The sequence below is a fragment of the Thermodesulfitimonas autotrophica genome (genome assembly GCF_003815015.1).
Lineage (GTDB): Bacteria > Bacillota > Desulfotomaculia > Desulfotomaculales > Ammonificaceae > Thermodesulfitimonas > Thermodesulfitimonas autotrophica.
Genome location: NZ_RKRE01000002.1, coordinates 312,750 through 329,057, shown reverse-complemented (window position 1 = coordinate 329,057; position 16,308 = coordinate 312,750). Strand labels below are relative to the sequence as shown.

The 16,308-nt window shown below is 63.2% G+C and carries 12 protein-coding genes; all 12 read left to right on the top strand.

All coding sequences use genetic code 11. The features are described from left to right. Positions 1-191 precede the first annotated feature (191 nt). The 12 genes from fsa (at position 192) to EDD75_RS05335 (ending at position 16,207) form a co-directional block, all read left to right on the top strand. Positions 192-872 carry a fructose-6-phosphate aldolase gene (fsa, locus tag EDD75_RS05390; RefSeq protein ID WP_123929206.1) on the top strand — a complete coding sequence of 227 codons (681 nt, stop codon included), beginning with the start codon at positions 192-194 and terminating at the stop codon, positions 870-872. A 19-nt stretch (positions 873-891) separates the two neighbouring features. Continuing rightward, positions 892-2,169, top strand: a complete 1,278-nt coding sequence (gene rbcL, locus EDD75_RS05385) for a type III ribulose-bisphosphate carboxylase (RefSeq protein WP_123929203.1) — start codon at positions 892-894, stop codon at positions 2,167-2,169. A gap of 1 nt (position 2,170) precedes the next feature. Beyond that, entirely contained in the window at positions 2,171-3,073 is a 903-nt protein-coding gene (locus EDD75_RS05380) for a phosphoribulokinase (protein WP_123929201.1), read from the top strand. After that, on the top strand, positions 3,057-3,917 hold the full coding sequence (locus EDD75_RS05375; RefSeq protein WP_123929198.1) for a transketolase: 861 nt from the start codon (positions 3,057-3,059) through the stop codon (positions 3,915-3,917). Before EDD75_RS05380 ends, EDD75_RS05375 begins: the two co-directional genes overlap by 17 nt. Next, positions 3,908-4,873 carry a transketolase family protein gene (locus EDD75_RS05370; RefSeq protein WP_245963080.1) on the top strand — a complete coding sequence of 322 codons (966 nt, stop codon included), beginning with the start codon at positions 3,908-3,910 and terminating at the stop codon, positions 4,871-4,873. The genes EDD75_RS05375 and EDD75_RS05370 overlap by 10 nt, the downstream gene beginning before the upstream one ends. Beyond that, on the top strand, positions 4,866-5,999 hold the full coding sequence (fbp, locus tag EDD75_RS05365) for a fructose-1,6-bisphosphate aldolase/phosphatase (RefSeq protein ID WP_123929195.1): 1,134 nt from the start codon (positions 4,866-4,868) through the stop codon (positions 5,997-5,999). The genes EDD75_RS05370 and fbp overlap by 8 nt, the downstream gene beginning before the upstream one ends. A 1-nt stretch (position 6,000) precedes the next feature. Next, positions 6,001-6,711 (top strand): ribulose-phosphate 3-epimerase, encoded by a 711-nt coding sequence (rpe, locus tag EDD75_RS05360; protein ID WP_123929193.1) that lies wholly within the window; start codon positions 6,001-6,003, stop codon positions 6,709-6,711. After that, positions 6,689-7,726, top strand: coding sequence for a type I glyceraldehyde-3-phosphate dehydrogenase (gap, locus tag EDD75_RS05355; protein WP_123930362.1), 1,038 nt, complete (start codon positions 6,689-6,691; stop codon positions 7,724-7,726). The genes rpe and gap overlap by 23 nt, the downstream gene beginning before the upstream one ends. 255 nt (positions 7,727-7,981) lie before the next feature. Continuing rightward, complete coding sequence (locus EDD75_RS05350) at positions 7,982-8,338, top strand: LytTR family DNA-binding domain-containing protein (RefSeq protein ID WP_170157732.1); 357 nt, start codon at positions 7,982-7,984, stop codon at positions 8,336-8,338. Positions 8,339-8,379: 41 nt separating this feature from the next. Next, positions 8,380-9,549: a phosphoglycerate kinase gene (locus tag EDD75_RS05345; RefSeq protein ID WP_123929187.1), complete on the top strand. Its 1,170-nt coding sequence runs from the start codon at positions 8,380-8,382 to the stop codon at positions 9,547-9,549. Between the two features lie 258 nt (positions 9,550-9,807). After that, positions 9,808-15,627, top strand: a complete 5,820-nt coding sequence (locus tag EDD75_RS05340; RefSeq protein WP_123929184.1) for an RHS repeat-associated core domain-containing protein — start codon at positions 9,808-9,810, stop codon at positions 15,625-15,627. Beyond that, on the top strand, positions 15,617-16,207 hold the full coding sequence (locus EDD75_RS05335) for a hypothetical protein (protein ID WP_123929181.1): 591 nt from the start codon (positions 15,617-15,619) through the stop codon (positions 16,205-16,207). The genes EDD75_RS05340 and EDD75_RS05335 overlap by 11 nt, the downstream gene beginning before the upstream one ends. The last annotated feature ends 101 nt before the right edge of the window (positions 16,208-16,308 follow it).

The following is a 16,308-nucleotide window of genomic DNA, read 5'->3' as shown; positions in this document are numbered from 1 at the left end:
CGCCTTCGGGTAACCGGTTATTTATGGCCGCTGAACGGTTAGGCGTTTTAAACGGGTAGCGGTTAGGCGGGACAAAGGAGAGCTTAGCGACGTTTGGTGACGGTTTCGTTGAGCCGGTGCCCGGTGGCGCCGTAAGCTAAGGTCAAGGTGACCCGGTGGGGTTGCAAATTTGCTTCAGGGAGGGAAAAGGAATGCGCATCTTCCTCGATACGGCAAAAGTAGCGGAAATCAAGGAGGCGGTTGCGTGGGGCGTGATCGACGGGGTAACCACTAACCCAACGCTCTTGGCGCGGGCCGGTCAGGCGGACGTGGCGGCGGTGACCCGGGAGATCTGCGCGCTGGTGCCCGGTCCGGTGAGCGTCGAGGTACTGGGGACTACGGCGGCGGAAATGATCCGGGAGGCCCGGACCTATGCGGCGTGGAAACTGAACACCGCCGTTAAGATTCCGATGACGGTGGAGGGCCTGAAGGCGGTAAAGGAGCTTTCTCAGGAGGGAATAAAGACGAACGTGACGCTGATTTTTTCGGCCAACCAGGCGCTGCTCGCGGCGAAGGCCGGGGCGACCTTTGTCAGCCCCTTCGTCGGCCGGCTGGATGATATTTCGCACGACGGGCTGGCGGTAATCCGCGATACGGCGGAGATCTTTAGGCTTTACGGGTTTACTACTGAAATCATCGCGGCGAGTATCCGGCACCCGCTTCACGTACTGGCGGCGGCGAAGGCCGGAGCGCACATCGCGACGGTTCCTTTTGCGGTTTTGAAGCAGATGGTAAAGCACCCGCTGACCGATATCGGAATCGAACGCTTTTTGGCCGATTGGCGGGCGCTCACCGAGAAGCAGACCGGGCCGGCCGCGGCCTGCGGTTGTTAAATCAAGGAGGTAAAGGGTAATGCGCTACCGCGATTTTTTGAGTCTGGATTATTTGCCGGGGCCCAACGATTGCCTGGCTTCTTTCTATGTGGAGCCGGCGGTCGGGGTAGACATCTTCGAAGCGGCGGGAGCCGTGGCTTCGGAATCCTCCATCGGCACCTGGACGGAAAGCCTGTGTACGCTGAGCACGCGCATCTGGGAGGATTTGCGGGCGCGGGTCTGCCGGATCGAAGGCAATACGGTAACGATCGCCTATCCCGCGGCGCTTTTTGAGCCCGGAAACATACCCCAGTTTCTCAGCAGCGTAGCCGGAAATGTTTTCGGGATGAAAGCGGTTGAGAACTTGCGGCTCAACGACATCTACCTGCCGCCGGCGCTGGTTAGCGGCCCCGGGCCCGCCTTCGGGGTGGCGGGGGTCAGAGAGGTTTTGGGGATTAAGGACCGGCCGCTCGTAGGGACGATTGTCAAGCCGAAGCTCGGCCTCACCCCGAAGGAGCAGGCGGAGGTTGTTTACGAGGCCTTCGTCGGCGGGGTGGATATTGTGAAGGACGACGAGAACCTCACGAGCCAGTCCTTTTCGCCTTTCGAGGAGCGGGTGAAACGCTGCTTGGAGGCGCGCGCGCGGGCGGAGGCGGCAACGGGGGAGAAAAAGGCTTACCTGCCCAACGTCACGGGGGATACGGAAACGATGCTCCGCCGCGCCGTGATGGTGAAGCGGGAAGGCGGCCGCTACGTGATGGTGGATATCGTCACCACCGGCTTTGCAGGGCTTCTTTCATTGCGGCGGGCGGACTTAGGACTGGTAATCCACGCCCACCGGGCGATGTACGCCAGTTTTGCCCGGAATAAGCGCCACGGGATCAGTATGCTGGTCCTGGCGAAGCTTGCCCGGCTGGCGGGTGTCGACCAGCTTCACATCGGCACGGTGGTAGGCAAGATGGAGGGTGACCGGGAGGAGGTGCTGGCCTGTCACCGGGCCCTCGGGAATCAGACGGGCGCGGCACCTGGGGCGGGAAGCGCCCTGCCGCCACAGGACTGGCAGGGGATCAAGCCGGTCCTCGCCGTTGCCTCAGGGGGATTGCACCCCGGCCACGTTCCGGATCTGGTGGGCATCTTCGGCCACGATGTGTTGTTGCAGTTTGGCGGCGGGGTCCACGGTCACCCGAAGGGGACCCGGGCGGGCGCGCAGGCGGTCCGGGAGGCGGTAGAGGCGGTCGTTGCAGGGACCTCGCTGGCGGCGGCGGCAGAATCCCAGGAGGCTTTACGGGCAGCATTATCTTGTTGGGGAGGGATGTAGGATGCGTACGAAGCCAGTTTTGGTCGGCGTGGCCGGCGACAGCGGCGCCGGGAAGAGCACCCTTATCCGGGAACTCAGCCAGTTGTTAGGCCCGGAAAAGGTAGCGGTGATCGGGCTCGATGACTACCACTCGCTGAACCGGCAGGAGCGGAAGGCGGTCGGGATCACGCCGCTTAACCCGCGGGCGAATAATTTAGGTCTCTTCATCGAGCATCTTTACCGATTACGGCAGGGGGAGAAGGTGCTAAAACCCGTATACGACCATGATACCGGCGATTTTGGCGACCCGGAGTGGGTTGAGCCGCGGCCCTTTATCATCTGCGAAGGGCTGCACCCCTTCTGTTTCGGGGTGCTGGCGGAAATGTACGACTACCGGGTGTATTACGATACTCACCCGGAGCTTAAGGTGGCGTGGAAGGTGCAGCGCGATGCGGCCGACAGGGGTTACACGGTGGAGCAGGTGCGCCGCGAGATAAAGTTGCGCCAATGGGATATCCGGAGCTTTGTCGAGCCGCAGTGGTGGTACGCCGATACGGTGGTTACCTTACTGCCGCCTGCGGGCGATGGGTCCGTAATCGGGGTCGAGTTAAAGGAGACGTGTCCGGGGCTAAATCCAGCCGGGATGCAGGCGGTGAAGCTTCGGGAAGCGGGTAAGATCCGTTCTTGCCGGGAATGGTACGGGGGCCGCGAGATGTGGGTGACTGCCATCACCATGCCGCTAACGCAAGAAGAACTGCGCGAGTTGGGAGCGGCCTTCGGCATTACCGAGGCGGTGCTGCGGCGGGTAAAAGGGGAGGAGGTAATTCCCTTCCAGGTGCTGCTTTCCTTGTTGGCGGCCCGGTTGGAGCAAATAAGAAAGCAGAAGGAGTCTTACGGGAGGGAGCGTTATGCCGTCGGCGGTTAGGTTTCCCGCTCCGGGCAAGTACCGGGAATTGGAGCGGAAGGCTTGCGCCATTCGCCAGGATGTGATCCGGATGCTTACCGCTGCCGGATCGGGGCATCCGGGCGGGTCGCTTTCCGCGGTCGAGATTCTGACGGCGCTTTACTTTCAGGTGCTGCGGGTTGACCCGCGCCAACCGGACGATCCGGAGCGGGACCGCTTCATTCTCTCTAAGGGCCACGCTTGCCCGGCACTTTACGCGACCCTGGCCGAGCGGGGGTTCTTCCCGCTAAGCTGGTTAGAAGACCTGCGGCGGCTTGGTTCACCGCTCCAGGGCCACCCCGACATGCGGAAGGTTCCTGGAGTGGAGATGTCAACCGGGTCTTTAGGGCAGGGGTTATCGGTAGGCGTTGGTATGGCGCTGGCGGGGCGGCTCAGAGAAAGCGGCTACCGGGTTTACGTGCTCCTCGGCGACGGGGAGTGCCAGGAGGGGCAGGTTTGGGAAGCGGCGATGGCGGCGGCCCACTACCGCCTCCGGAACCTGGTGGCTATAGTGGATCGCAACGGGCTCCAGATCGACGGGCCCACAGAAGAGGTACTCGCCTTAGAGCCGCTTGCTGATAAGTGGAAGGCTTTCGGCTGGTCGGTGATTACGGTGAACGGGCACGACTTTGGCGAACTCCTTTCCGCTTTTGAAAGCGTGGGCTACGCCCGGCGGCCGACGGCGATCATCGCCCGGACCGTCAAGGGTAAAGGGGTCTCCTTTATGGAGAACCAGGTTGACTGGCACGGGAAGGCGCCGAACCGGGAGCAGGGGGAGCAGGCGCTGAAAGAGCTGCAAGAAAGGGGGGAAGCGACGTGGCGGTGAACAGCGGGCCTTTACTGGCGACGCGGGAGGGCTACGGCCGGGCGCTTGTGGAACTGGGCCACCGGGACGAACGGGTGGTAGTGCTGGATGCGGACCTTTCCAAGTCCACCCAGACGGCCGGCTTCGCGCGGGAGTTTCCGGCGCGCTTTTTCAACGCCGGGGTTGCCGAGGCGAACCTAATCGGGATGGCGGCAGGACTGGCGGCGAGCGGCTTTATTCCTTTCGCCTCGACCTTTGCCATCTTCGCCACGCAGCGGGCCTTAAACCAGATTTTTCAATCGGTTGCCTACCCGGGACTCAACGTGAAGATCGCGGCGAGCCACGCCGGGATTACGGTTGGGGAAGACGGCGCCTCGCACCAAGCGGTGGATGACCTGGCGCTGCTGCGGGCGATGCCGGGAATGACGGTGGTGGTTCCGGCCGATGCTTACGAGGCCTATCAGGCCACCTTCGCGGTGGCGGCGTGGGAAGGGCCGGTTTACCTGCGCCTGGGCCGACCGGCGGCACCGGTCGTCACGCCGCCCGAAAAGCCCTTTGCCATCGGGCGGATTACAGTGCTCCGGGAAGGAGACGACGTGACGATTTGCGCGTGCGGGCTAATGGTGGGAGTGGCGCTGGCGGCGGCCGAGAAGCTATCGGCCGAGGGCATTCAGGCTGCGGTGCTCAACGTGAGCACGCTCAAGCCTCTCGATACGGAGACGCTTCTGGCGTACGCGGCCCGCAGCCGCGCTGTGGTGACAGTGGAAGAGCACAGCATCATCGGCGGGCTCGGCGGCGCGGTCTGCGAGGCGCTTGCGGCGACAATGCCGGTGCCCGTGGTCCGGATGGGAATTAGCGATAGCTTCGGCCAATCGGGCAAGCCGGCGGAACTCTTAGCCCATTACGGCCTTACGGCTCAAGACGTAGCGCAAGCGGTAAAAAAGGCAATTGAAAGGAAGGAGAAGAAGAATGGCTAAGGTGACCCTAAGCGTAATTAAGGCGGACATCGGCGGCTTTGTAGGACACAGTGCGGTGCATCCGGAGGTAATAGAGAAGGCGCGGGGGTGTCTTGAAGGCCACCCGCTGCTTATCGATTACCGGGTGGTCCACGTAGGGGACGATGTGAACCTGATTATGACCCACAACCGGGGGCGTAACAGCGGTGAGATCCACCAGCTTGCCTGGGACACCTTTACGGCCTGCACGGAGGTGGCGAAAAAGCTCAAGCTCTACGGTGCCGGGCAGGACCTTCTGTCCGACGCCTTTTCCGGTAACATTAAAGGGCTGGGACCGGGGGTAGCGGAGATCGAGGTGGAGGAACGGGAGAGCGAGCCGGTTGTAGTTTTAATGGCCGATAAAACGGAACCGGGCGCTTGGAACCTGCCCCTTTACAAGATCTTTGCCGATCCCTTCAATACCATCGGGCTGGTTATCGACCCGAAGATGCACTGCGGTTTCGATTTTGAGGTGCGGGACTTGATCGAGAACAAAAAGGTGATCCTCTCCTGTCCGGAAGACCTCTACGACCTGCTGGTTTTCATCGGTGCCCCCGGCCGGTACGCGGTGAAGCGGGTTTTTCACCGGGGGACGGGCGAGATCGCTGCGGCTTCCAGCACCCAGCGCCTGAACCTTATTGCGGGCCGCTATGTGGGTAAGGACGACCCAGTCTGTATCGTCCGGTGCCAGAACGGTTACCCTTCGGTGGGCGAGGTACTCGAACCCTTTGCCTTCCCGCACCTTGTTTCGGGATGGATGCGGGGTTCCCACAGCGGGCCGCTGATGCCGGTGGCGATGGCCGACGCCCGGCCCACGCGCTTTGACGGCCCGCCACGGGTGGTGGCCTTGGGCTTCCAGTTAGCTAACGGGCGGCTGGTGGGTCCACACGATTTCTTCGGTGATCCGGCCTTTGACCGGGCTCGGAAGCTGGCGCTTACTATCGCCGATTATATGCGCCGGATGGGTCCGTTTGAGCCGCACCGCCTGCACCTCGACGAGATGGAGTACACCACCATGCCCCAGGTGATGGAAAAACTGAAGGATCGCTTTATCGATCTCCGGCGGGATAAGAAGCCAAAAGAGAAAGCGGCGGGAGGCGTGGCCTGAAGTGACGGTGAAGATCGCGCCCTCGCTTTTATCGGCCGACTTCGGCCGTCTCCGGGAAGAGGTGACGGCGGTTGAGGCCGCCGGGGCCGACCTTTTGCACCTCGACGTGATGGACGGTCACTTTGTGCCCAACATCACCTTCGGGCCGCAACTGGTGGCGGCGTTACGACCCCACTCCCGCCTCCTTTTTGACGTTCACCTGATGATCGCGGCGCCTGAACGGTACGTAGCCGACTTCATTGCCGCCGGGGCGGATATCGTTACGGTGCACGTGGAGGCCTGTGTTCACCTGCACCGGGTTCTGGCCCAGATCAAAGAAAAAGGGGCCGCTTGCGGGGTGGCGCTTAATCCGGCTACCCCGCTGGGCCTGGTCGAAGAGGTGCTGCCTTTGGTGGACCTGGTACTGCTCATGACGGTCAACCCGGGCTTTGGCGGGCAGCGGTTTCTTCACTTCGTGGTCCCGAAGGTTAACGCCGCCGCTATCTTCCTCCGCGACCGGAACTGCCAGGCGGCGGTCGAGGTGGACGGGGGAGTTGATGTCACCACCGCGCCGGTGGTCGCGGCGGCAGGGGCAACGATCCTGGTCGCGGGAACGGCCGTTTTCGGTGCACCAGACCGGGCGGCGGCGGTGCGAGCATTGCGGGAGGCAGCGGAAGGGAGAGATTTTTCGCGGGGAGGTGAGCGGCTTGGTGCCGCTACGTTTAGGGATTAACGGTTTTGGGCGAATCGGCCGGATGGTCCTCCGGGCAGCGGTGGACCGGCCCGGGATCGAGGTGGTGGCGGTCAACCACTACTCCCGGCGGCTTCCACCTGGCCCTGATTATACCCAGGCCCTGGCGCGGGCGCTGGTTTACGATTCGGTCCACGGGAAATTCCCCCATCCGGTAGCAGCGGCGAAAGAGGTGCTCCGGGTCGGCGGTAGGGAGATTCACATTTTAGCGGTGGCCGACCCCGCAGCGCTCCCCTGGCGGGAACTCGGCGTTGAAGTGGTGGTTGAAGCTACCGGCAGGTTCCGCAACCGGGAGGGAAGTGCCCGGCACTTAACGGCCGGCGCCGGGCGCGTTATCATCTCCGCGCCGGCCAAAGATGCCGACCTCACGGTGGTTATGGGGGTGAACGAGGCGGTGTACGATCCGGAAAAGCACCGGGTTATCTCGAGCGCTTCCTGCACTACCAACTGCTTGGCACCGGTGGCGAAGGTGCTGCACGCGCGGTTCGGTATCGTAAGCGGCTTGGTGAACACGGTGCACGCCTATACCAACGACCAGCAACTGCTTGACATGCCCCACCGCGACCCGCGCCGGGGGCGGGCGGCAGCCGCCTCGATTATTCCGACGACCACCGGCGCCGCTCAGGCAATCGGCCTGGTGCTGCCGGAATTGGCGGGGCGCTTGGACGGAATGGCGCTGCGCGTGCCGGTGCCGAACGTCTCGGTGGTCGATCTTGTGGCCGTGTTGGAGCGAGAGGCGACGGCCCAGGAAATCAACGCCGCCTTTGCGGCGGCAGCGGCGACCGAGTTGCGGGGCATTCTCGCTTTGTGTGAGGAGCCGTTGGTTTCCCGCGACTTCGTTGGTGATCCCCACTCGGCGGTGGTGGACGGTCCCTCGACGATGGTCGTTCAGGGGCGAACGGTGCGGGTGTTGGCCTGGTACGACAACGAATGGGGCTACGCCAACCGGGTGCTGGACCTAGCGGCTTACTTAGCGGCGCGGGAAAACCGGGGGTAGTACCCTATCTTGCTCCTTTGCTGGTGCGTTGTTCTCCAGATCGCGGGCAATGCCGTTTGAAGGCTGCGGCTTGGTGTGGTGATGGGTGACGGACCTTCCTGGAGGTGAGGCGTGGTGGCCCAAGCAATCCAGGATCTTCTGCGTGTATCTTCTTTAAGGAGTAGTCGAGCCGCGGGAAAGGGGACGGCGGAAAGGGATATACTCTGGTCTCCTCTGGGCTCGTCCCCCTGCGAAGTATACCCTAGAGAAGAGGGTTTGCAGGTTGCCTGTCTGGCCGGGAGCACCGCCGAGGGGAGAATATACCTTTTTGCAGTCCAGGAGATCATCTACTGCGGCCGTGATGGCCGGCGGGGCTTTTTCAAGACGGAGCAGGGCGAGTTCTTTTCTGCTTTCACGCTGGAGAAGTTGGCGGCGCGGTTAAAACCTTTCGGCTTTTTCCGTAGCCACCGGTGCTACCTCGTCAACCTCGATTGGGTGGAAGGGATAGTTAAAATCAGCCGGGGCACTTATGACCTTTTGCTCCGGGACAGGGAGAAAAGCCGGATACCGCTTTCGCGTGAGCACGCGCGGGAGTTGCGGCACATGCTGTTGCGGGACCGCTTTAAGTTTTGATTCGCCGGCGCGTCAGGCGCTCGGTATTTGGGGGGAAGGATGTGCGGGTACGGAGTGTAAGGGAGCTGTCTGTTACCGGGAAAAGGGTGCTGGTCCGGGTGGATTTTAACGTCCCGCTGGCGGGCGGAACGGTGGCCGATGACACCAGGATCCGGGCGGCGCTCCCTACAATCAGTTATCTTTGTGAGCGCGGGGCGGTGGTAATCCTGGCCTCCCACTTAGGCCGCCCCAAGGGCCGCCGGGTGGAAGAACTCCGTCTCGATCCTGTGGCTGCCACCCTGGAGCGGCTGCTGGGCCGGCCGGTGCGAAAAGTAAATGACTGCGTTGGGGCGCATGTGGAGGCGCAGGTGGCAGCGCTCGGGCCGGGTGAGATCTTGCTTTTGGAGAACGTCCGCTTCTATCCCGAAGAAGAGGCGAACGATCCTTCTTTTGCCCGGGCGCTCGCCCGGCTGGCCGATCTTTTCGTTAACGACGCCTTCGGGGTGGCGCACCGGGCCAACGCCTCGACAGTCGGCGTGGCGGCCTTTCTGCCGGCTGCTGCTGGTTTTTTGTTAGAGCGGGAATTGGCGGTTTTGGAGGGCCTACTCGGCGCCCCGGCGCGCCCTTTTGTCGTAGTGGCGGGGGGAGCGAAAGTTGCCGATAAGATCGGGGTATTAAGCTCCCTGATGGCGCGGGCCGACGCGTTGCTGATTGGAGGGAAAATGGCCGCGGCCTTCTGGTCGGATTCGGCGGCGCCTGCCGCGGAGCGACAAGCGGCGCAAGAAATTTTGGCCCGGGCGGCGGCCTGCGGGGTGCGTTTGCTCACCCCGGTGGATGCGGCAGGAGTTTTAAACAGCGGGGAGGGGCGGCGCTTCTGGACTGCCGGGAGCGATGCTTTACCGGCTGGCGGGGAGGTGCTGGATATCGGCCCGGAAACAGCGGCGCGATTTTCGCGGGAGATCGGGGCGGCGGCGACGGTTTTCTGGAACGGGCCGGTAGGAAAGTTTGAGGAACCGCCCTTTGATGCGGGTACCAAGACCGTAGCCCGCGCGGTGGCTGCTGCGCCTGCCAGTGTGGTGGGCGGGGGCGATACCGCGGCGGCGGCCCGAGCGGCCGGGGTGGCGGCAGCGCTCAGCCACATTTCCACCGGCGGCGGGGCGACACTGAAGTTTCTCGCGGGTGAGGTTTTGCCCGCGGTGGCGGCACTAGCTAGCAGCGCCGGGGCGCGGTAGCAGATAGGGAGGGGCTGTCCCGGAAATCTATTGGGGCAGCCCTTTTTTACCGCCGGTGGCGCAATTTTATTTTTGCGAGATCTATAAAAGTTAGGCCCAAAGTCCTATTGACAATAAGCAACATTTTTCGATACCATTTCCTCAATGGCTGGCAGTTTTCGCCAACGATAAGAAAAATAGCCACGCCGCGCGGCGGGAACACGGCGCACAGCTTAAAGCCCGGGCCGCGGCCTGCTGCGCCACGGGGAGGAGAAAGCCGTGCGCTTCTGGCACCGCCGCCGGAGCTTTACCCGCGCCGTCGCCGTCCTGCTGGTTTTCGCTTTGTATCTCGGCGCCTTCGACGGTCTCATCCGCAGCCTGCAGCAGGAGGTGAGCGGCGCGGAACTTACGGCCAAGGTGCGGGCGGAATGCGCCGGCTGGCGGTACAGCCTCACCGTCACCGCCCGCTGGTTGTGGACGGGCCTTGAAGACCGGCTGCAAGACCACGGCGCCGCATCCGTCGCCGCAGCGCTGCGCGAACACCGCACCGGTTTCCGGTCCCTCGCGGCAGGGGTTAAAAAATGGGGCGCCGCGCTGGTGGATTGCCTAAACCCCCTCACCGCCCCCGCAGCCGCCGACCCCGGCGAACTCATCAGCATCCTGCCCGACCCGTTTTCCTCCCAGGGCGGCGCCACCACCATCACCTGGCGGTACGACCTGCCCCACGTAACAGACATCCTCATTTATAAGGACGGCGTCCGGGTTTATACCTTATGTGACAACCGTTACTTTCCCGCCGGCGTAAACAGCGTCACCTGGAACGGCCGGACGGACAGCGGCCCGGCCCGTGACGGGGTGTACGTCATCAAGATTATCCCCCAGGACAAGTACGCCATTTACGCGATCACCGGTTCGGTTACCGTGCGCAGCGCGGCCGCGCCGCCCTCCCCGCCGCCGCCGCCCGAACCGCAGCCCCAGCCGCCGCCGGCGCCGTCCGTCACCGGCTTGAGCATCAACCACACCAGCGGCTACCTCACCGCCAGCGGCACCACCCAGCCGGGCACCACGGTCAGGGTCTTCGTGGACGGCACCCGCTACGCCACCCACTACAGCGCAAACGGCTCCTGGTCCTGCACCTTCGGCACCGGAAACATCAGTAAAAACGCCACCCACGAACTATCCGCCAAGGCGGTGAACGACGCCGGTGAGAGCCCGCCTTCCGCCGCCCGGCGCTTCCTCATCTACCAGGCCCAGCCCGGCGACACCCTCTGGGAAATCGCCGCCTTTTACTACCGGGACGGTGCGAAGCACACCCGCATCGCCGCCGCCAGCGGTCTTACCGCCACGAACCACATCGTCTCCGGCTGGTACCTCCTCGTCCCCGACCCCGCGCGCAGCGGTGCGTATAACAAACCGAAGCCGCCGCCCGACCCAAGGCGCGACGCCACGGCGGGGAAGGCGAAAAACAACCCGCCCGCCGGCGAGCCGGTAAACCCGGCCACCGGCAACTACTACGCCGTCCAGCAGGACGTCCTCATCCCCGTGCGGGGCGCGGCGCTTTCCTTTAAGGTCACCCCCGCCGCCTTCGGGGAGCCGGGCGGTCTTGCCCCGGTCGAGCGGGGCTTAGCGCTGGAGTTCACCCGCACCTACAACGCCCGGTTGCCCTACCGGGGACCCTTGGGCTTCGGCTGGGACCATAACTACAACCGCAGGCTCGCCTTCTACCAGGACGGGACCGTGGGGGTTACCCGCGGCGACGGCGCCTGCACCTATTTTAAACCCGACGGCCGCGGCGGCTACACCCCGCTGACTGCAGGCGTTTACGACGTCCTGCGGGGCGGCCGCGGGGGCAACTGGACGCTGACCGCCAAAGAGGGCGTCGTTTACCACTTCGACCCCGCCGGGCGGCTGGCCCGGGTCGCGGATAAAAACGGCGCCACCCTCGCCCTTTTCTACAACGCCGCCGGCCAGCTCACCCGCGTCAGCGACCCCTTCGGCCGCGCCTTGACCTTTACCAGCGACAGCGAAAACCGCCTCACCGCGGTCACCGACCCCTTGGGCCGCACCTTCCGCTACACCTACGACGCGGCGGGGGACCTTGTCGCCGTCACCGACCCGAACGGCCACACCACACGCTACGCCTACGACGACCGCCACCGGCTGGTGCGGCTCATCGCCCCGGCGGGCAACCTGATCCTCGAAAACATTTACGACAGTGCAGACCGGGTGGTGCTTCAGCGGGACAGCCAGGGCCACACCTGCGCCTTCACCTACGACCCGGCAGGCCACCGGACCGTTTACCAAGACGGCCGGGGCTACCAGACCGTCATCTGCTACGACGAAAACTACTGGGCTACCGCGGTCACCGACCCCTTGGGCCGCACCTGGCGCTACCGGTACGCGAACGGCGAGATCGCTGCCGTCACCGACCCGGCGGGCCGGACCACCACCTATACCTATGACGCGCGCGGCAACCTGACCCAAACCGCCGGTCCCGCCGGCCGCCGGTACACCTATGCCTACGACGCCGAAAATAACCTGACCGCGGCGGCGGACCCCGCCGGGCGGTGCCTGCGCTTTGCCTACGACGCCCGCGGCAACGCAGTCGCCATCACCGACCCCGCGGGCGGGAAAACCGTCGTTACGCGCGACCTCTGGGGCCGGATCACCGGGCTTTCCACCCCCGAAGGAAACGCCTGGATTTATGGCTACGACGCCTTCGGCAATCTCGCCGCCGTCACCGACCCGCGCGGCCACACCGCCCGCTACCGGCACGACGCCGCCGGGCAGCTCCTGAGCGGCACCGACCGGCGCGGCCACACCACCACCTACACCTACGACGGGCGCGGCAACCTCCTGAGCGTCACCGACCCCAACGGCTGCACCACGCGCTATTCCTACGACGCCAACGGCAACCTGACGGCGGTCACCGACCCCCTGGGGCGTACCGCCCGCTACCGCTACGATGCGCGCGACCAGTTAACGGAGGCGCGGGACGCCCTCGGCTACGTTACCCGCTACGAATACGATCCCGAGGGCAACCTGACGGCGGTCACCGACCCGCGGGGCGGCACCACCCGCTATGACTACGACCCGGCCGGGCGGCTTATCAAGGTGACCGGCCCGGACGGCGGCACCACCCGCTACCGCTACGACGACAGCGACAACCTGACCGGCATCACCGACCCGCGGGGCCACACCACCGCCTACTGCTGGGACGAGCTTAACCAATTGACGGCGGTCGTTGACCCTCTGGGCGCGCGCAGCGAGTACGCCTACGATGCGGCGGGCAACCTGATCCTTTACCGCGACCCGGCGGGGGCGGCCACCCGCTTCGCTTACGACCCGCTCGACCGGCTCACCGGGGTCACCAACGCCCTCGGGCATAAGGCCGGTTTTGCCTACGACAAAGACGGCAACCTTGTCGCCGTCACCGACCCGAACGGCCACACCTGGCGTTACGCCTACGACCCGGTGGGGAACCGCACCGCCGTCGTTGACCCGTTGGGCAATAAAACCGCCTTCGCCTACGACCCCGAAAGCAACCTGGTGAGAGTCACCGACGCCACCGGCCGCACGGTGGAATACGCCTACGACCCGGCCGGGCGGCTGACCAGCGTCAGCGACGCCCTGGGCAACACGACCAAATACAGTTACGACGCGGCGGGGGACCTTATCGCCGTCACCGACCCGAACGGCCACACCACGCGGTACAACTACGACCCGCTGGACCGCCTGGCCTCCGTGGTGGACGCGGTGGGCAGCGAGACCCGCTACCAGTACGACGCCGCCGGCAACCTGACCGGGGTGATCAACGCCGCCGGCTTTTTGACCCGCTACGCTTACGACTCCGCCGGGCGCCTCACCTGCGTCACCGACCCCTTGGGCCGGGAGACGCGCTATGAGTACGACCCGGCGGGCAACCTGACGGCGAAAACCAGCCCGGCGGGCGAAACCACCCGCTACGAATACGACCCCTTGAACCGCCTGACGGCGATCCTCTACCCCGACGGGACCAAAACAGCTTATGTTTACGATGCCGCGGGCCGCCGGACCAAGATGGCGGACCCCGCCGGCACCACCGCTTACGAATACGATATTTTAGGCCGACTTACCGCGGTCACCGATCCGCTGGGGCAAACGGTGCGCTACAGTTACGACCCGGCGGGCAACCGCGCCCGCCTCACCTACCCCGACGGGAAGGAAACCGCCTACGCCTACGACCCGGCGGGGCGGCTCACCACGGTCACCGACCGGCGCGGCGAGACCACGCGTTACGCCTACGACCCGGCGGGGCGGCTGCTGAAGGCGCTTCTGCCGAACGGCGTGGAGAGCAGCTATGCCTACGACCCGGCGGGGCGCCTGGCGGAAATCGCCCATACAAACACCGCCGGGAAGCTCCTCTCCCGCTTCGCCTACGCCTACGACCCGGCGGGCAACCGCGTCCTGCTCAAACAGCTTCTGGGCGACGACGAAAAGACGGTCCGCTACCGCTACGACCCGTGCGGCCAGCTTATTGAGGCTACTGCTTCTGACGGGGAAAGCTGGACCTACACCTACGACGCCCTGGGCAACCGGGTCGCGGAAACGCGGGTCTCAAAAGACGAGACCCGCACCGTCACCTACCGCTACGACGCAGCCAACCAGTTAATTGGCCGGACCCTGCCCGATGTCGCCTTCGCCTACGACTACGACGCGGCGGGCAACCTGGTTGCGGCGTATAAGGACGGGGAGCTTTTCACCGCCTACGGCTACGACCCGGCGGGGCGGCTGACCGAGGTGCAAAAGAAAAACGGCGCCTGGGCGCTTTACGGCTACGACGGGGACGGCAACCGGCTGTTGAAAGTCACCGCCAACCCGGCGGTGAAGAAGCGGGCGAAAGGAAAAGAGGAAAAGGCCGATAAGAATAGAAACGAGAACCAGGAGCGCGGGCCGCAGAAGCTAACCGCGAACGGCGGGGTCTTCTTCCCGGCCCCGGTGCCGCTGGCCGAAGCGAAGGGGGGCGGGCCGCCCGCCCACAGCAACGCCGGCGGCAACGGCCAGGGCCAAGGTGGCGGCAACGCCGGCGGTAATTCCGGCGGCGGCCACGGCGGCGGCTACGGCCGCGGCGAGGAGCACACCGACCGAGGGAAGCACTTAGGCTGGCTGAAGGGCAAGCACTTAGGCTGGTACAAGAACGGCAAGCTCGAACCGGGCCTCCTGCCCCCGGAAGCGGAAGTCACCCGCTACGTCAACGACGTGAGCCTGGACGCGCCCGAAGTGCTGCTGACCGCCGACGCTGAAGGCAACTACCTGGCGGCCTACAGCTACGGCCTCGATCTCCTGAGCGTCGAGCACCTTGACAACACAAGACCCGCTTCCCAGGAGCCGCTCTACTACCTGCACGACGGCCTGGGCAGCGTCAGGCAGCTTGTCACCCCCGCCGGAAACCAGCGGGCGAAATACGACTACGACCCCTTCGGCCTGCCGCTGACGGGCGGGAAGCTCCCCGGCGCGAACGCCAACGTGCTTTACAACCCCTACGGCTTCACCGGGGAGCAGCACGACCGGGAGACCGGCTTCATCTACCTGCGGGCAAGGTACTACGACCCGGAGACCGGGCGGTTCATCTCTAAGGACCCCTTCCCCGGCCTCTTGAGCCTGCCGCTGAGCCAGAACGGCTACAGCTACGTCGAGAACAACCCGGTGAACTTCATTGACCCGCTGGGACTGCGGAGGCAGGACTCGAAGGTAACGCCGGGGAAGAATACTCTGAAACCCCCGGGCAGAAGCGCGAAGAAGGTAACTACTCAACTGGGCATAAACTGGGAGGGAATAAAAGGTAACGCCAAATATTATACCGGGAAAACGTGGAGTGGGCTTAAAGGCGGCGTTAACGAGTGGCTGAGTGAATACGGGCTTGAGGACGTTTTAACAGGCGCGGGGATGCCAATAGCTAAAGGCTATAGTATGGCAGTAAAAGAGGGACTTATAGTACCTCGCGCTGGGGGGAGGATTATTGCGAAAGCTGTTCCGGTTATAGGGTGGTACCTTTTAATTGAAGACTTAAGAACTTTTAAAAAGGGTTTTATGAAGGGTTGGAACGCTTATGAAAGATAAGAAAAGGAGGTTTTTGCCGCCAATTTATATGGTAGCAGGGCTGGCTATTGCCGCTCTGTTTGGAGTAGTCATATCTCAGCATCTGTTAGGTAAACCCCAAAGATATCGTGAGCATATGCTTTGGAAATATTCAGTTTTGTTTAACTCTTTCGTACTTTATTATGTTTTTCGGATTTATCACTTAGGAAATTATACACCAATTTTGGTAAATCTCCCCAAATGCGTTGGGAGAGCAGTTTTGTTAGCAATGCCATTTTATGTAGCATTGGTTTTAACAAGGGCTGTTTCAATAAATGCTGTTCTAACAATTTTACCGGCACAACTGATCTTTTTAGTGACGGTTTTTATTTGGTTTGTGGCAACTGAGATTGACCCGGAATTAGAGAAATTTACAGTAAAAATCACAGTAAAAGGTTTTCTTTTAGTGGCTATAGTTACATTCATATTTAGTGGTAATCTGCCAGATTCGGTAACTTTGTCGTTAAGCTCTCTGGCAGCATTGACTTACAGTTTGTCATTGTTAAGCCGGGCGAAAAAGAAGTCAAAGTCTTCTCCGGAACTAACAAAAATTGAGGAATAATGCTCCAGGTGAGGCGCATGCTGCTGCCTCGGCTGGTACAAGAACGGCGGGATCGACCCGGAGCTTCTGCCCCCGGAAGCGGCGGTCACCCGCTACGTCAA